Source organism: Psychrobacter immobilis (genome assembly GCF_904846175.1).
In the GTDB taxonomy this organism is placed as follows: Bacteria; Pseudomonadota; Gammaproteobacteria; order Pseudomonadales; family Moraxellaceae; genus Psychrobacter; species Psychrobacter immobilis_E.
In genome coordinates this window covers 39,479-57,948 of record NZ_CAJGZM010000004.1, presented here as the reverse complement: position 1 = coordinate 57,948, position 18,470 = coordinate 39,479, and the positions used below count along the sequence as shown (strand labels likewise).

At 41.7% G+C, this 18,470-nt stretch carries 15 protein-coding genes; 14 read left to right on the top strand and 1 reads right to left on the bottom strand.

Annotated features, from left to right (window positions below):
- Positions 1-22 precede the first annotated feature (22 nt).
- From thrC to JMW39_RS06740, 7 genes are all read left to right on the top strand, one after another.
- Positions 23-1,444, top strand: a complete 1,422-nt coding sequence (thrC, locus tag JMW39_RS06770; RefSeq protein ID WP_201545067.1) for a threonine synthase — start codon at positions 23-25, stop codon at positions 1,442-1,444.
- Positions 1,445-1,792: 348 nt separating this feature from the next.
- Entirely contained in the window at positions 1,793-2,890 is a 1,098-nt protein-coding gene (locus JMW39_RS06765; RefSeq protein ID WP_201545065.1) for a LysM peptidoglycan-binding domain-containing protein, read from the top strand.
- 61 nt (positions 2,891-2,951) lie between these two features.
- Positions 2,952-4,202 (top strand): DNA-processing protein DprA, encoded by a 1,251-nt coding sequence (gene dprA / locus JMW39_RS06760; protein WP_201545063.1) that lies wholly within the window; start codon positions 2,952-2,954, stop codon positions 4,200-4,202.
- Between the two features lie 105 nt (positions 4,203-4,307).
- Positions 4,308-5,003, top strand: coding sequence for an L-threonylcarbamoyladenylate synthase (locus JMW39_RS06755; protein ID WP_201545058.1), 696 nt, complete (start codon positions 4,308-4,310; stop codon positions 5,001-5,003).
- Positions 5,004-5,230: 227 nt separating this feature from the next.
- Positions 5,231-6,196 (top strand): epimerase, encoded by a 966-nt coding sequence (locus tag JMW39_RS06750; protein WP_201545053.1) that lies wholly within the window; start codon positions 5,231-5,233, stop codon positions 6,194-6,196.
- Between the two features lie 170 nt (positions 6,197-6,366).
- Positions 6,367-7,440 (top strand): metallophosphoesterase, encoded by a 1,074-nt coding sequence (locus tag JMW39_RS06745; protein WP_201545051.1) that lies wholly within the window; start codon positions 6,367-6,369, stop codon positions 7,438-7,440.
- A 115-nt stretch (positions 7,441-7,555) separates the two neighbouring features.
- A complete protein-coding gene (locus tag JMW39_RS06740; protein WP_201545049.1) occupies positions 7,556-8,692 on the top strand; it encodes a metallophosphoesterase in 1,137 nt (378 codons plus the stop codon).
- 124 nt (positions 8,693-8,816) lie between these two features.
- On the opposite strand, the gene JMW39_RS06735 is transcribed toward JMW39_RS06740, so the two are convergent.
- Complete coding sequence (locus JMW39_RS06735) at positions 8,817-10,280, bottom strand: alpha/beta hydrolase (protein ID WP_201545047.1); 1,464 nt, start codon at positions 10,278-10,280, stop codon at positions 8,817-8,819.
- A gap of 523 nt (positions 10,281-10,803) precedes the next feature.
- Here JMW39_RS06735 and grpE point away from each other — a divergent pair.
- The 7 genes from grpE (at position 10,804) to JMW39_RS06700 (ending at position 18,400) form a co-directional block, all read left to right on the top strand.
- Positions 10,804-11,418, top strand: coding sequence for a nucleotide exchange factor GrpE (grpE, locus tag JMW39_RS06730; RefSeq protein ID WP_201545045.1), 615 nt, complete (start codon positions 10,804-10,806; stop codon positions 11,416-11,418).
- Positions 11,419-11,670: 252 nt separating this feature from the next.
- A complete protein-coding gene (gene dnaK / locus JMW39_RS06725) occupies positions 11,671-13,614 on the top strand; it encodes a molecular chaperone DnaK (protein WP_201545044.1) in 1,944 nt (647 codons plus the stop codon).
- A gap of 338 nt (positions 13,615-13,952) precedes the next feature.
- Complete coding sequence (locus JMW39_RS06720) at positions 13,953-14,495, top strand: porin family protein (RefSeq protein WP_201545041.1); 543 nt, start codon at positions 13,953-13,955, stop codon at positions 14,493-14,495.
- A gap of 259 nt (positions 14,496-14,754) precedes the next feature.
- A complete protein-coding gene (locus tag JMW39_RS06715) occupies positions 14,755-15,303 on the top strand; it encodes a porin family protein (protein WP_201545039.1) in 549 nt (182 codons plus the stop codon).
- Positions 15,304-15,487: 184 nt separating this feature from the next.
- Positions 15,488-15,967 (top strand): NfeD family protein, encoded by a 480-nt coding sequence (locus tag JMW39_RS06710; protein ID WP_201545037.1) that lies wholly within the window; start codon positions 15,488-15,490, stop codon positions 15,965-15,967.
- Positions 15,968-15,982: 15 nt separating this feature from the next.
- Positions 15,983-16,843 (top strand): SPFH domain-containing protein, encoded by an 861-nt coding sequence (locus JMW39_RS06705; RefSeq protein ID WP_201545035.1) that lies wholly within the window; start codon positions 15,983-15,985, stop codon positions 16,841-16,843.
- Positions 16,844-17,023: 180 nt separating this feature from the next.
- Positions 17,024-18,400, top strand: coding sequence for an esterase-like activity of phytase family protein (locus JMW39_RS06700; RefSeq protein ID WP_201545033.1), 1,377 nt, complete (start codon positions 17,024-17,026; stop codon positions 18,398-18,400).
- The last annotated feature ends 70 nt before the right edge of the window (positions 18,401-18,470 follow it).

Below are 18,470 nucleotides of genomic sequence, written 5' to 3'. Positions count from 1 at the left end.
TCATTGTAGACAGGACAATCTAATGAAATATATCAGTACCCGTGGTCAGACAGCGCCGATGGATTTTAGTGATGTGTTATTAATGGGTCTTGCACCAGACGGTGGTTTGATGTTGCCTGAGCATTATCCAAATATTGATAGTGCGACGCTGACTGAGTGGCGTACGCTAAGCTATCCACAGCTGGCAATGGCTATTATGCAGCGCTTTGCGACTGATATTCCTGCGGCTGATTTGCAAGATATCATTGAGCGCACTTACACCGCTGAGGTATTTGGCTCTGATGAGATTGTTCCTGTCCGCAAACTTGAAGATGATTTGTATATTTTAGGCTTGTCGAACGGTCCGACGTTGGCGTTTAAAGACGTTGCCATGCAGTTTTTGGGCAATGCTTTTGAATATGTGCTTAAAAGAAAAGAGGCGCGTATTACCATTATTGGTGCGACCAGTGGCGATACAGGTAGTGCGGCAGAATATGCACTACGTGGCAAAGAAAATATCGAAGTCTTTATGCTGTCACCGCATGGCAAAATGAGCGAATTTCAGCGTGCGCAGATGTATAGCTTGACCGATGATAATATCCATAATATCGCTATTGACGGTATGTTTGATGATTGCCAAGATATTGTTAAAGCACTACAACAAGATGCAGAGTTTAAAGCGGCTTATAACTTAGGTACGGTCAACTCGATTAACTGGGGTCGTATCCTTGCGCAAATTGTTTATTACTTTAAAGCCTACTTTGCTGTCACTACGAATAATGATGAAAAGGTTAGTTTTAGTGTGCCATCAGGCAACTTTGGTAATATTTGCGCCGGTCATATCGCCCGTGAAATGGGGCTACCAGTTGAGCGTTTAATCGTCGCGACCAATGAAAACGATGTGTTAAACGACTTCTTTAATCAAGGGTCCTATCAACCGCGTCCGACCGATAAAACCTACATCACTTCTAGTCCCTCAATGGATATCTCCAAAGCCTCTAACTTTGAGCGTTTTGTCTATCTACTACTCGACAAAGACAGCGCCCGCGTTCATGAGTTGTTTGAAGGTGTGAAGTCTGGTCAAGGTTTTGACTTATCTGACTTGATGGAGGCGGTCAATATGCGTTATGGTTTTGCTGCGGGTAAATCTACCCATAGCGACCGCTTGCAAACCATTAAAGCTCTTTATGAACAGCATGGCGAATTGGTTGATCCGCATACGGCTGATGGTATCAAGGTTGCCAAAGAATTGCAGCGCGAGGGCGAGGTGATTGTCTGTGCAGAAACGGCATTGCCAGTTAAGTTTGCGGATACTATCGTTGAAGCTATTGGTCAAATAGAAATCGCCCGCCCAACCCATACCGAAGGCTTAGAGGATTTACCGCAGCACGTAGTGGTATTAGATAATAATGCCGAATTGGTCGCTGAGCAAATACGCCAACACGTTACGCCAAATCCAGTGTAGTCAGCCTATTTATATCGAATATTCATTGAAATCAATATCCAATTAAAGGTTACGCTATTGTAATAAAATGTTTATGATTGTGTTATGGTAGATATAATTGTAATATTAGAAACAGCGTCGGCGAGTCATCATGAAGCTAGACGCTTTTTTAGCAATCAAACCCGTCAATCATATCAGTCGACAACACTGAACAGCTGCTCTAGAAGCTTTATTATGGTGATACTAAAGCCTTTTATGTTTTTATTTTCTAATCATTATTTAATAATTAGAATTAGATTTTAAACCTAAGTAATAGACTTAAGTGAACCAGATTCGACGCTAATAGCGCTACATATTGTGGATATAACAATGAAGATGAGCTTAAAAAATATAGCAAAAGCACTATTGGTGACGACATTTAGTGGTGCAATGTTGATGACCACTGCCCATGCTAATAATCCACCGCCGACCATCAAAGCGGACGCACCCAATCGCTATATCGTCAAAAAAGGCGATACCTTATGGGATATCTCAGGTCGTTATTTAGACAGTCCATGGCGCTGGAAAGAGATTTGGGCGACCAATAAGCAAATCAAAAACCCTAACCTTATTTACCCTAACGACATTCTTATCTTATGCGTGATTCAAGGTAAAACTTTGATTGGTGTTGATACAGGTGAGGGTTGTGCGGGTGTTGAGAAACAGTTAACGGGTAATGTAGTGTCTAGCACACTTTCAGTCACGTCGACCGCTAATAGTATCCCGCCTATTCCATGGTCTGCGATTCAGCATTGGCTGGATAAGACCATCATTGTTAATCCAGCAGACTTTAATACCACGCCCTATATCTTAGCCTCGAAAAAAGGCAATTTAATTACAGCAAGTGGCGATAAAGTCTATGCCAAAGGCGTACCACTTATCGTTGGACAGCGCTATGGTGTTTATCGTGAAGGCGAGAAGTATGTCGACCCTAAAACACAAAATATCATTGGTCTAGAAGTCACCCAAGTTGCTACTGGTTTGGTCACCTCTACAGAAACTAACGGTGTCACGAGCTTGCAGCTTATTGACAGTTATGGCAAAGAAGTCCGCGAAGGCGACCGCGTTTTTGTAGAATTAAACAATTCTATCCCGCCAGTATTTTATCCAGCACCTGCTGTCGTCAACCGTGGCGGTATGATTGTCCGCGTCATGGATTCTATCAGTTCAGCCGCTAAAGGCAGCGTGGTTGCTATCAATTTAGGTAGCACACATGGCGCTAAACCTGGTGATGTATTGACCGTTTATCAAAAAGGCGCAGTCATACGCGATATCAAGGACAACGATACGCCAGTACGTTTGCCAAGCGAGCCAACTGGTATGGTGATGGTGTTTAATACCTTTGACAATATCAGCTATGCTTATGTGCTTGATTCTGAGCTACCACTCAACGTCGGTGATCAGTTATTACCACCGCCGTATCTATAATGAGTGCAATGCTTATTTTTGAGATGTACACTCTAATTTAGACTAGATGAGCTAGATGATTATGACCGCAGTCACTTCTCTATTATCCGCTGAGCAGCGCGCAGTATTAGCGCTGTGGACTGAAGTGAATGCGTCATTATCGGCTTATCATAAGCTTATCACCTTTTTTGGCAATGCAGATCTTGCTTGGGGTGCGAAAGTAGAAGCGTGGCGTCAGCTTGGTATTCATAGTACGCATATCAAACGTCATGAACAGCCAGAGCAAACGCAAGCCACTATAGATAGTATCCAACAGGCATTGCTAGATAATAAGTACGGTCTGCTATTTGCAAATCAGCCCGACTATCCTGCACAACTCTCGCAAATCTATGACCCACCGCCCTTATTATTTTATCGCGGCGATAAAGCGCGTTTGCAGCAAGCGCAAATCGCCATCGTTGGTAGCCGTAAACCTACTGCCCACGCACAGAAAATTACCTTTGATATGGCGCAATATTTAGCGCAAGCCGGTTATATTATCACTAGCGGCGTTGCTATGGGCGTCGATAAGCGCGCACACCTAGGTGCTTTGACCCAAGTTGATGCGGAGTATCAAGGTCGTACAGTCGGCGTGATGGGTACAGGCATTGATGTCAATTATCCCAATCATCATGATAAATTATTTAGTCAAATTATCGACCAAGGTGGTTGCATTATTAGCGAGCTGTTACCGCATACACTGCCACATAAGCATACCTTTCCGCGCCGTAATCGCCTAGTTGCAGGACTTAGCCTCGCTACCATTGTCACCGAAGCGACTATCAAAAGTGGTTCGCTCATTACTGCGCGCCTAACCTCTGAGCAAGGTAAGCAAGTCTTTGCGATTCCAAGTCATATCGATAATAGCAATGCCGAAGGCTGTCATCACTTGATACGTGAGGGCGCAACCTTAATTTACCATCCACAGCAAGTCCTTGAAGATATCAATAGTCAGTTGGAATATCAAAACCATACCTACAAGTCGTCGGCCAATGCTGAACCTAGTGTTGACCAAGCAAACGTTAGCCAAAGCTCTGATTCTCTAGATATCGATGGAACTTCTATCGCCGCTATTGGCCAGTCGCCACGGTCTAATATCAAATCTCCTTCCAATGCTATCGTTATTCCCGAGCATTTAACACAGGTTTATGAGCAGCTTGACTGGCATGGGCAAGATTTGGATGCACTATTAATCACTACTAACCTGACACCACCGCAATTGATTGGGCAACTTATGGAGCTTGAATTATTAGGGGTTATCAGTGTGCAAGGTGGGCGTTATTTGCGCGTGTAATGTTGTTTTAGATTTAAGGCGATTCTGATAAATCTCTAAACGTCCTATTTTGCTTATCATTAAAGTTGTATTATATCCTCTCACCTTTTTCTATCTCTTTCCATTATGTCTACATCTAAACCACTCAGTACCGATTCTGTCATTCAAGCTGCGCGTTGGCTTCAAGACGGACAGCTGCTTGCTTATCCAACCGAAAGCGTTTGGGGTATCGGCTGCGATCCCTTTAATCAACAAGCAGTACAGCAGCTTTTGGCCATCAAACAGCGACCGATAGAGAAAGGCATGATAGTGGTCACCGATAGCGCCACCCGACTAACAGCATTGTTAGACTATCTAAGTGATAAGCAACGCCAGTTAGTATTAGACAGCTGGCGTAACGACTCTAATGCTAATGCTGACACTAAGCAGGCACATACTTGGTTGTTGCCGTTAGCGCCAGACCTGCCTGTTCCTATTCCCGCATGGATAACCGGCGCTCATAACAGTGTGGCGATGCGGGTTATCGACCATCCTTTGGTGCAGCAGCTGTGTCAACAAGTAATTTCTGCCCAAAACCCTTATGGTTTTGTCGTCTCGACTAGCTGCAACCCTTCTGGTCAGCCGCCTGCTTTGTCATTAGCAGAAGCGCAGACTTATTTTCTAAGCCATGATAATAATGTCAATTCTAATCAAAAAACCGATGCCAAATCCTCAGCTAATATAAGTAGAAATGAACAAGTCGGCTATTTAAAGGGCGAGACGCTTGGCTATTTATTACCTAGTCAAATCAGTGATGCGCTAACGGGACAAGTGATTCGTTAGTCCACTTTTACGTCTTATTGATTTTTTATAATAGCCGCCAACTGCCAGTAAGTTACCTTATCCTTTTTACCTTTTATCATAGGCTATTTTAATCTCTGATACTGCTAAATCCTATATCTATACCCAATCCTGCTCTAAGCCTTATACCTACAATTAACCTCTTGTTTTTGTGGGAGGTTTTTTGTCACACTGATAAGAAGGTAGGATAAATATAAGGACAATAACCAATGAATATTCTAATCAGTGGTGGTTCAGGATTTTTAGGTAGCGCGTTTAGTGAAGCCCTGATCAAGCGCTATCGAAGTGAGAATAAGGAAGTGCAGATTACGTGGCTGACCCGTGATAGTAGTCAGCCACATCCTGTCGATATCAAGATGATGACTTATGATGAGCTGACGACCTCCGATAAAAGCTTTGATGTTATTTTAAATCTAGCGGGCGCAGGGATTGCAGATAAGCGTTGGAGCGATGCACGTAAAGAGCAACTGCTTGCCAGCCGTGTACAGCCTACCGAGGCGCTATTTGCTTTTATAGCGCGCAGTAGTACTAAACCTAAGCTGTTAGTTAGCGGTTCAGCGATTGGCTGGTATGGCGCTCAAGGTGATAAGCCCTTAATTGAGAGCAGCGACTTTAACACTGATTTTTCGCATAAATTATGTGACGATTGGGAACAGTTGGCATTAAAAGCCACCGATTATGGCGTTCCTGTGGCCATCGTGCGCACCGGTGTCGTTATCCATCCTGAGGGTGGTATGGTTAGTAAATTATTAACACCTTTTAAGATGGGCATTGGCGGTCAATTGGCTGATGGTAAGCAAATCATGAGTTGGATCAGCCGTGAAGATTGGGTAAGGGCGGCTATTTTTATTATAGAGCAGCACCTTACTGGTCAGCAGCAAGCTCATTTAAATAATACAGGCAATACTTTAAACACAGCAAATGATACGCCAGCCGTGGTTTATAACTTAACCGCGCCCAACCCTGTGACTAATTATACTTTTACCAAGACGCTTGGCGCGTGGCTGCATCGTCCGACGTTTTTTACTTTACCAAAATTTTTATTGAAGTTAATGTTTGGTGAGATGTCGACCTTGCTCGTTGACGGGCAAAAGGTATTGCCACAAGCGTTACTCAATGCAGGCTTTAAATTCAAACGGCCAACCCTTAAGCAGGCTTTAGAGCAGCAAGTATAAACTTATCTGATGGATTGTTTCACATGAAACAATCCACTCCTTAAGATAAAATATCTTTTGACAATATTCTTTTATAGCCTTTATCAAGTTTCAATAAATAATTATGCTGTCTACAACAGGTAAGAATATTGACGTACTATAAGCCCGTCTTTGGCTGATTCTATTTTATTATGTGGACTTTTATTATACTTACCCAGATGCTCGCGATGGTGAGTAGCGTGATATTGTACTGGTTTATCAAACCAAAACAGCGCTTGGTCAAATTCGGCTTAGTCTTAAGCGTTTTTATTATCAATAATGCTTTTCTGCTCTACGGATTGAGTGAGTTTTGGCACGAGCGTTTTCATGTCTATTTAGTTGTCAGCATTTTGCAAGGTTTTATGTTCTATGCAGTTTTAATAACCGCTGTCATTACCTTGGTTTATGTTTATATCCTTAAGCAAAAATATCATCCAATGCTCATTAGAGCCGTTGCTGCTGTGGTTTATGTTGGTATTGTGGGTGTAGCAGTATTTAATGCCTATTCACCTGTTGTGCATCGACTGCAAGTAACGACAGATAAGCCACTTAAGAAACAAATGCAAATTGCGTTAGTGTCTGACACGCATTTAGGCAGATGGTTTGGCAATCGGCAGATAGATAAGATGGTCAAGTTAATTGATGCCCAAAATCCAGATGTGGTGGTGATTGCAGGCGATGTCATGAATGACTCCACTGACGCTTATGACGATACCAATATGCATGAGCATTTATCAAAATTAACAGCGCCGCTAGGTGTTTATGCCACTTTGGGCAATCATGATTATTCTGGTAATGAAGTCGCCATTGCCAAAGCAGTAGAGCGGGCAGGTATTCAGGTGATTGACAATAAAAGCGTCTGGTTGGATGATTCGGTGTTATTAATCGGTCGTTCAGATGAGACAGATCCTGCACGCCCTGCCGCGACAGATTTACTTACTGAAGTGAAGGCTGATAAACCGGTGATATTTTTAGAGCACAGCCCGGCTGACTTAGCACAAATAAAAGGTTTACCGATTGATTTACATCTATCAGGGCATACGCATGGCGGGCAGATATTTCCTTTAACAATATTGCTAAAATGGTTTACGCCACTGGTTTATGGTGCCAAACATGTTGAAGGTACGCAGTTTTTGGTGACTTCAGGTTATGGTATTGGTGCGGTGCCATTTAGATTGGGTACGCGTTCTGAGATATGGATGATTACCTTACAGTCTACAAAATAGGCGGCAAAATAAACAGCACAGTAATTAGAAAAAAAGCTACTAAGAGAGTGCTAATTTACAAGTACAAGCGCTATCTATCACTAATTAACATCACATAGCACTGCTAGGATTGGTTATGCGCTACGCATTTATTATTACCATTATTGTGCTGCTACAGCTATTTAGTTTCGGTGCGGCACTGAGTTTAGAATGGTGGCTACAGCCTTGGAGCCATCCTGCATTACATACCGTTCCATGGATAATGGTTTTTGCGATTACCAATAGCCTGTTGCTGCTTACCGTCATAAAGTTATTTGCTAATAGTTATCGCTGGATAAGTGCTTGGATGTTGGTGATGCATTTTATGATGCTGACTGCATTATCTACCAGTCTATTGTATGCAGGGCTTTGGCTTTTAAGTGAGTTATCTAGTAGTGCATTTTATGATTCAGAAATTCTCGCTATTGGCTTACGAATTTTTGCGCTGCTATTTTTTATAGGGCTATTTATTTATAGTTTATATAGCGCTTATGTGCCAGTGGTGCGCAAGCTATCTATTAAGATTAATAAACCACTTAACCATCCGCTGCGCATTGCGGTAGCTAGTGATTTGCATTTGGGTCGCTTATTTGGCAATAAAGCTATTGCAAGATTGCACGCTCTTATCAATCGTCATCAAGCAGATATATTACTAATGCCGGGTGATATTATGGATGACAATACGCAAGCATTCACTGATTGTAATATGGCAGAAGATTTAGCAAAACTGATCAACAGCTTACCGTACGGCATCTATGCGACATTAGGCAATCATGATTTATATGGTCACGAGCAGCCGATTAGTGAGGCTTTACAAGATGCTGGCGTGCAGTTGCTCAACGATGACGTGACTTGCCTGTCGTATCAAGGCCAGCCTATTTGGCTGCTAGGACGTTTTGATAATCATAAACGCCAGCGTGTAGCGACAACCGAGCTGCTAGCTCAAATTAATACGACTGAGCCAGTCATTCTGTTAGATCACAGACCGAGCGATATTATGGTACATAGCCAGTTACCAATAGACTTACAGGTTTCTGGACATACCCACAACGGTCAAATTTTTCCGGCCAATTTTATCGTCAATGCTATTAATCGTTTAGGTCATGGCTATGAAGAAATCGGTACAGGCCACTTTGTAGTGTCTTCAGGTTATGGGTTTTGGGGTATACCGTTTCGTTTAGGGTCACGTTCTGAGATTTGGCTAATTACTTTGACCGGTAAAGCTGACTCATAATAGTCAGTTTGATAGCAATCAGCCCATTCATAATTGATTTTTCTATTTTCTATCCTGTTCAACTGCCCACCAAACTTAACTTTAAACCATGTTTAGCAATCACTCATGGCTATTATTTAGTTAATCATGCTGCTAATAATGCTTGTGTGCTGATAACCTCACGTACAAAGCTGGCAAAATCATCGATAATATAATGAACTTCTTCTCCAAGCCTTTGATGCACGCTCATAAAGTGGATAAAACCATGCGGCGCGCCATAGACTGTATAAGTTTGAACAGCGACACCATAGCTCTCTAACTGCTTAGCATAGGCAAAAGCTTCATCACGCAAGACGTCTAATTCTGCCGCAACGACATAGGTAGGGCAGACTTGGCTATTGTCACCGAGCATAGGTGAAGTCAGGATATGCTGGCGTGGTAGCGGACTGTTTTCCAAACACGCAGCATCGAATACTGCCACATCGGCGTGGTCTAATAATAAACCTTCGCCATATAACTCCCAACTTGGATAGTCATTTTCGATATCGGTCACAGGGTATAAAGGCATTTGCGCCATGGGATTTGGCAGGCGCTGCAATAGCTCAAAAGTTTTTTGACCATCAGCACCCAAATCATGCCAAGCTTCTGCAGTCGGGCTGATGACTTGTTGGGCAACCATGGTCGATAATCCGCCGCCCGCACTATCACCTGCTAATACGATACGTGAAGGCAAAGCGCCAAGCGTTTGGCAGTTTTCAGCCAACCATCCATAAGCGGCAATGCAATCTCTTAGTGCTGTCGGAGCAGGAAATTCAGGTGCCAAACGATAATCAACACTGACGACCGGCCAGCCTGTTTGCTCACAGACGGCATGGCAAAATTCATGATGAGTGTCGACATCTCCGATACAAAATCCACCGCCATGAAAAAACAACATCACGGTTTGGTCAGGATTGCGTTTGGCTTTCTTTTTAAAACTAAAGCTCGAGGCGTTTAATTGCTTTTGATAGCAACGAATAGTCATATCACCATCATCGGCATTGGCAATGGTTTTGTCTTGCCAATTGACAGAATTTATATCTTTTGTAGCAAAGGGTTTTATACTGCTAAATAGAGTAGAGCTTGCTTGTTGCCATGCTTTTGGCGCTTGCATCGCAACGGCGTCAGCAGCAAATCGTTTACGCAGCTCGACCATTTCTGCAAGTTGTAACGGCGTTTTCAGCTTGCTATTAACCGCAAGTATTAAGCGCAGATGCGCATCAACGTGCTCATATTGCTTAGCGGTCGGTCCATGTAAATAACCGACTAGGCTTTCTAATACTGCCTCTGGTAAGCAACCGATACCTTTCATCGCATAATGCAATAGATGCGGCTGATACGTCGTCATTAGGTTGTGATGAAGGATTTTATCTCTAATAGGTAATGGCTTAGTTTGAGCACTGGCTACAATTTCTGTTTGTAAATTATCTAATTCATTATGGTTTGCCGCGTTATTTGACACGTCATCAAATGCGCTTGCAGACTTTTCCTGCCCCAAAGTAGGTAAGTTCAGTGTTCTCACTGCTTTATTAAGTAAGGTGTTGACTGATAATGTATTTGAATAAGGCATAACACCTCCTATAAACGCTAAATAATATTTATAGTAATCATAAAATATGCAGAAATAAAGTTGAGTGTTATTTGGTAATAGTTTGAACGTTAATAGTAAGTTATTTGGAATAACTGCCACTTTTTTGTAGGTTTTGTTAGTCAAATTAACCACTTATTGACAACCTGCGTAAACTTAATAATGCTATTTTAAGCAATGTAGCCTGCTATTATTCTGATATTCATCAATATCAAGAAAAATTCCTCAGTTTAGGCTTGAAATTTGCCCTCATCACCTTTATCAAGCAGCTATCAGAAGAGGTTAAGAAAGCGATTGCTAAAAATCCGTGATTTATAAAAAAGTGAGTGATAATGGCTAGATGATTGTTAAAAGCCGATAAATCTATTAAATAAGCATAAGCTAAGCATAAGCAATGGAGAGAAACACAGTTTGGCTAGCCATTAGCCGGTTTATTGTTTTTTTTAATCCAGCATTATTAAGTCAACAACCCCATTAATAATTATATCCCTATTAAGGAGCTATCATGAGCGAGCAGAATAATAACCACGAATCTAATGAGCAAAATATGCAACATGACAATGTCTCACACGATAATGTGGAACACGACGACAGTATTTTGAATGAAACATTGCAGGAGTTTGACCCAAAAAATAACTCAGGCGCAGAGAGCACGATTGAAAACGATATTGATTTAGACGCGTTTAAAGCTCGTATCGCCGAATTAGAAGGCGAAGTTAAACAAGCTAAAGAGCATACTGCACGTGCCAATGCCGAAACTTACAATGCGCAAAAACGTATGGAACAAGAAGCGGATAAGAGTAAGCGTTTTGCCTTACAGAAATTTGCCAAAGAGCTGTTAGAAGTGGTCGATAATTTAGAACGCGCCATCGAAAGTGCCCATGCCGATGACCCTGTCACTGAAGGGGTAAGATTGACGCACAAAGCGTTATTGGACGTATTAAATAAGAACGGTATCGAAATGGTCGACCCACAAGGCGAGAAATTCAACGCTGATTTGCATGAAGCGGTCGGTATCGATGCCGAGGCACCAGCTGATACTGTCGGTACAGTTCTGCAAAAAGGCTATAGCTTAAACGGTCGTCTATTGCGCCCTGCAATGGTACGCGTTGGACAATAGTATTCAAAGTCTAAGATTTTTGAGGTTAGTATTTAAAAAATAAGTCTTTAACTGTACTAAACCTTGTTATTAATGAGGTTTTACACAAAAAATCACACAAAAGGCAATATTTAGCTGTGAATTGACTTGAAAAAACGAAGCCTCAAACCGATATAAAGCAACAAGTGACCGACTAGATGTCGATAGTTTTCATAGTCTAGGGTCTGATGATATAGATATTTTTGTTTAAAAATACATTAGGAGTAATTAATTATGGGTAAAGTAATTGGTATTGATTTAGGTACAACTAACTCATGTGTGGCAGTGATGGAAGGTGATAAAGTTAAAATCATCGAAAACGCTGAAGGTACTCGTACCACACCATCGATTGTCGCTTATAAAGATGACGAGATCCTTGTTGGTCAGTCAGCGAAGCGTCAAGCGGTCACCAACCCAAACAACACGCTATTTGCTATTAAGCGTTTGATTGGTCGTCGTTTTGATGACAAAGTCGTACAAAAAGACATCGGCATGGTGCCTTATAAAATCGCCAAAGCCGATAACGGTGATGCGTGGGTAGAAATCAACGGCAAAAAATTAGCGCCACCACAGGTTTCTGCTGAAATCTTGAAAAAAATGAAAAAAACAGCAGAAGACTATCTTGGTGAAGCGGTGACTGAAGCAGTCGTAACCGTACCTGCTTACTTTAATGACTCACAGCGTCAAGCAACGAAAGATGCGGGTAAAATTGCCGGTCTTGATGTAAAACGTATTATTAACGAGCCAACAGCTGCAGCACTTGCTTATGGTATGGATAAAAAGCAAGGCGATAGCACTGTTGCTGTGTATGACTTAGGTGGTGGTACTTTTGACGTATCAATCATCGAAATCGCTGACGTTGATGGCGAGCAGCAGTTTGAAGTACTAGCGACCAATGGTGATACATTCCTTGGTGGTGAAGACTTTGACTCAGCGTTAATTGACTTTTTAGTCAGCGAGTTTAAAAAAGACCAAGACGTTAACCTAAAAGGTGACTCGCTTGCGATGCAGCGTCTAAAAGAAGCCGCAGAGAAAGCGAAAATTGAGCTATCAAGTGCCCAAAGTACTGAAGTGAACTTGCCATATATTACTGCTGATAGCAGTGGTCCTAAGCATTTGGTAGTGACTATTAGCCGCTCAAAACTTGAAAGCTTAACCGAAGAGCTAGTACAACGTACTATGGGTCCTTGTAAAATTGCTCTTGAAGATGCTGGTCTAAAAATCGGCGATATCGATGATGTCATTTTAGTTGGTGGTCAGACTCGTATGCCTCTAGTACAGCAAAAAGTACAAGAGTTCTTTGGTCAAGAGCCACGTAAAGATGTCAACCCCGATGAAGCGGTTGCCGCTGGTGCTGCGATTCAAGGTGCAGTATTGTCTGGTGACAAAACCGACGTGCTATTGCTTGATGTGACGCCATTGACGCTAGGTATCGAAACAATGGGTGGTGTTATGACGCCCGTTATTGAGAAAAACACCATGATTCCTACCAAGAAATCACAGGTATTCTCAACGGCAGAAGACAACCAGCCAGCCGTAACGATTCAGGTTTATCAAGGTGAGCGTAAAATCGCTAACCAAAATAAACAGCTTGGTCGCTTTGACTTGACGGATATTCCACCAGCACCACGTGGTCTACCACAAATCGAAGTTACCTTTGACATCAACGCTGACGGTATCATGAATATCTCAGCTACTGACAAAGGTACGGGCAAAGCACAAAGTATCCAGATTAAAGCGGATTCTGGTTTGTCGGATGAAGAAGTTGAACAAATGGTACGTGATGCTGAAGCGAACGCCGCTGAAGATGAAAAGTTTGCTAACCTTGCGCAAGTGCGTAACGAAGCAGATGGTCGTATCCATGCGGTACAAAAAGCGTTAAAAGAAGCCGCAGATAAAGTATCTGATGATGAAAAATCATCAGTAGAGACGGCTATCTCTGAGCTTGAAGCAGCTGCTAAAGAAGACGACCACGACGACATCAAAGCCAAGCTTGAAGCATTAGACAATGCCTTCTTGCCAGTCAGCCAGAAGATTTATGCGGATGCAGGCGCTAGCGCTGAAGGTATGGATCCAAACCAGTTCCAACAAGGTGCGGATAATGCAAGCGAAAGCAATCAAGCAGACGACGATGTGGTTGATGCTGAGTTCACTGAAGTTGACGAAGATAAAAAGTAATATGATTGCTTAAATCAATGTTTATTTGATAGTTAATTTTATAATAAAGAACGCATCTTTCGAGGTGCGTTCTTTTATTTTACAAAGTCTGTTAAAGCTAATGAGTAGGAAGTATTACTCAAAACCGGTGGTTGTAACAAAAGATTTCATATAGCGCCCTTTGTAACCCGAAGGCTGACAAACACTTGCAAAAGTTAACTTTCTTACCATTAAACACTGACAGAGTTTTTGACATAGTTTGTTACTATGTATACATCGTTAGCAAACAAGGCGATATGGCGAAAAGCCCACATAAATAAATAACTTGTTTGTACCAATTAATTTTTAAGGAGCTACACATGAAAACTCTACAAAAAACACTACTTGCACTAGCAGCTGGTTCTTTACTAAGCATGGGTGCACAAGCAGCCGTATCTTATGGTAACGGCTATACTGGACAACCATACGTCGGCGTAAAAGTTGGCCAGTTTGACTTAGACGTAGACGGTGCTGATAAGCCAACTGCTTATGGCGTATACGGTGGTTACAACTTTGATCCTAACTTCGGTATCGAAGCTGAATACGTAGGCTCAGATGACGCTGATTACTATAACGGTGACATCGACGCTAAATCTTATGGCGCATACGGTACTTATCGCTATCAGTTCCCTAACACTGGTCTATATGCCAAAGGTAAGTTAGGTGTGGCGAAAACTGAAATTGAAGGTAACTATCTAGTTAAAGATGCTGAGAGAAAGTCAATCTCTCAGAGTGATACTAGCTTAGCTGGTGGTATAGGTCTTGGATATTCAGTAAACCCTAACTTCAGTGTTGAAGCTGAATATGACAAATTAGGTAGTGATGCTGATCTTATGACCGTTGGTGCACAACTTAAATTCTAATTAATTGAAATTTAAGTTTAAGTTCTATAATTAGTAGAAACTTAGTCACTAAAGAGTTAAATACTAATTAAAATAAAAAACGATCACTTCGGTGGTCGTTTTTTTATGGCAAAAGAAAAAGTGATTTAAGCGTCATTAAAAAATAAGTATTACGAAAATTATTCTGTTAATATTTCGCGTCAAACAATAGTTGAACTAATTTGTATGGTTTGCAATATTCATCCAAATTGGATTTTAGTTTTATTTAACGGGGAAATATATGAATACTTTACAAAAATCTTTGAGCGCATTAGTAGTTGGTTCTTTACTGACTGTAAGTGCACAAGCAGCAGTTAATTATGCAGGTCAGCCTTATGTTGGTGTTAAAGCTGGTAAGTTTCTGGTAGATACTGATGGTTTAGATGATCCTACTGCTTACGGTATCTATGCGGGTTATAACTTTGATCCTAACTTTGGTGCTGAAATTGAGTATGTAGGCTCTAGTGACACTGATGTTGATACGGGTGTTATAGGCGTTAATGCTGAATATAACCTTAAAACTTATGGCGCCTACGGTACTTACCGTTATCAATTCCCTAATACTGGTTTATATGCCAAAGGTAAAATAGGGTTTGCTAAAGCTGAGCTTGATGTTTCTGCAAGCAACGTTTTAGGAGGCTCTATTAGCGATAGTGATAGCGATAGCGGTCTTGCTGGTGGTATCGGTCTAGGTTATAACTTTAATCCTAACATGAGCATTGAAGCTGAATATGATTATGTTGCTGAAGATATTGCGCTATTAACTGTTGGTGCACATTACAAATTCTAGTATAAGTCTAGGTTTTTAGCTTTACTATTTGCAAAGTTAAATCAGTTGAATAAATAAAACGATCACTTCGGTGGCCGTTTTTTTATGCGTATAACTTTTAAGGCGTTGTTTGATAACAAAATGTGCTACATTGAAAGCTAGTTTGGCAAGAATAGGGAATATAACAATAATGGAGATGCTTTGGATGCTTGAACCTTGGCACTGGCTGGTATTAGGCTTTGTGTTGCTAATCGTCGAGATGTTTGTGCCGACGTTTGCTAGCCTTTGGTTTGGGGCCGCGGCTATTATCGTTGCCGCCCTCTCATGGTTGATACCTATCTCTGTATCCGTGCAAATCATTATTTGGTTGATACTTTCAGCTATATTTTTATTGGCATGGTTTAAGTTTATCAAGCCTCTGTCTGTTGATCGTACTAAAGCGGGATTGGGCGGTAGTGTGATTATCGGTGAGACCGGTATGATTATCGTTGCTCCGCAACCTGAAAGGGCAGGTATGGTACGCTTTAGTGTGCCGATTGTCGGTGCCGCTGAATGGATGTGCCGTACGCGCGGAGAGCAAGTGGCAGTCGGTGATAGAGTGGTGGTAACAGATATCGTGGGTAATGAGCTGATTGTCAGTACGATGACGTCACAAGCAATGATGAATAAAAACAGTCAAATATAATAATAGGGGTGGAACATGGGAAGTTTTAGTATTGTTATGGTGGTTCTAGTCGTACTGGTCGTACTTACAGTATTTAAAGGCGTACGGATTGTCCCACAAGGCTATAAATGGGTGGTTCAGAGACTCGGTAAATATAGCCAAACCCTAGAGCCTGGATTAAACCTTATCATCCCTTATGTCGACAATGTGGCTTATAAAGTTACCACCAAAGATATCGTGCTTGATATTCCCTCGCAAGAAGTTATTACGCGAGACAACGTGGTGATTATCGCCAACGCCGTTGCTTATATTAATATCGTCCGTCCTGATAAAGCGGTTTATGGTATCGAAGATTATGAGTACGGTATTCGAAATTTGGTGCAGACCTCTTTACGTTCAATCATTGGTGAGATGGATTTAGACAGCGCTTTGTCGAGCCGTGATGAAATCAAAACCAAATTGAAATATGCTATATCAGAGGATATCGCTGATTGGGGTATTACCCTAAAAACGGTAGAAATCCAAGATATTAACCCCTCGCAGACCATGCAAGCATCGATGGAAGAGCAGGCAGCGGCAGAGCGTTTACGCCGTGCCACCGTCACCCGTGCCGATGGTCAAAAGCAAGCCGCTATCTTAGAAGCCGATGGTCGTTTGGAAGCGTCACGCCGTGATGCTGAAGCGCAAGTGGTGTTGGCGAAAGGGTCAGAAGAATCTATTCGTCTGATTACAGCGGCGATGGGTACGGAAGAGATGCCAATCGTCTACTTATTGGGTGAGCAATATATCAAATCGATTCGTCAGTTGGCGGAGTCTGATAACGCGAAAATGGTGGTATTACCCGCTGACATTCTAAGTACAATCAAAGGCATGGTAGGTGATAAGCTTAAAGTTTAACTAAGCATATTTTAAGCGTATTTAAATCTTTTATAAAAATAGTCAGTGAGCGTTTTACGTGCTGGCTATTTTTTTAACTTTGATTTGGCCGTAGTCATCTAAGTAGCTTTTTAGCGGGCGATGTTTTTTGTTTAATAATAAAAATATGCCTATGAAAATAAATGAATAAGGAAAATAATAATGACTAAGCAATATATGAATGCTGCCATCATTCCTATGAACGAATTTCCGCAAGGCAGCCCATTACCTTATACCGTGCTTGATGCGACGCATATCAATGCTGCCTATCCTGAGCAAAAATTAGAGATTCGTGGTGGTGGCTACGGTTCAGATGCTGCGGCACATCCGACTAATTCTAATCAATTTTATGTCCTTACCGATCGTGGGCCTAATGCTGACTTTGACGGGATTGCTGGTAAAGGTAAGCAGTTTCTCGTACCAAACTATACGCCATCTATTGGACTGTTTGAATTGCAAACTGATGGCAAAATTATCAAAGTAAAAGAAATAATTCTAAAAGATAGCAATGGCAATCCTATCTCCGGGTTACCAAACCCAAAGGCTTTTGGCGGCACTAATGAAGTACCTTATGATATCAACGGGCAGCCGATAATGGTCAATCCAAACCTACCTTTTGATGCAGTGAGCAATCCTATCAAAACCGATATTAATGGTTTGGATCCTGAAGGGTTGGCAGCGCTGAAAGATGGCAGCTTTTGGGTCAGTGATGAATACGGTCCGCACCTTGTGCATTACGATGCCCATGGCGTAGAGATTGCGCGTATCAATGCTTTTGCCAGTGATGAGCGTAATAATATGGTAGTTGATGGTAAGCCAATTTTGTTACCGACAGAATTTACCAAACGCCGTGCCAATCGCGGTATGGAAGCGTTAACGATTACGCCCGACCAAAGCACGCTGGTCGGTATCATGGAGTCATCCATGGATAATCCTGATAAGTCAGGGCGTAGCTCTAGTTTGGTACGTATGGTAACGATTAATTTGGTTTCGGGGCAAATAGCGCAGTATTTATATCGATTAGATAACGCACAGCACGTCACTTCTGGTATCGTGGCGCTTAGTGACCATGAGTTTTATCTGATTGAGCATGATCGCAAATTTCCGCTACAGGATGAGACGGCAACAAAGTTAATTTATAAAATAAATATCTCGCAATCAACAGATATTGAAACTATTTTAAATAATGAAAGTGTTAAACAGGACGATACGCTTGGCTTGACCATTAATCGCCAAACACTTGAGCAGCTTATTGCTTTAGATGAAGAAAACTGCCAAATGCTTGAAGATATAAACATCACGCCCGTTAAAAAAACCTTGGTCGTCGATGTGCTAGCGAGCTTAGATTATCCGCATGATAAGCTTGAAGGCTTGTGGTTACGACAAGATGGCTCATTGGGTTTACTTAACGATGATGATTTTGCGATGACAGATACGGATATAATCAATCCAAAAAGCAGCGTTGAACATAAATATCTCGATAAGGAAAAAACGATAATAGATGCCAATCGACTATATATTGTGATGCCGATAGAGTAAAGCGGCCTGATTTACTATAAATTTATTTACTATAAAAAAGTCGCATTGATTGCAAAATATAAAAAAGACC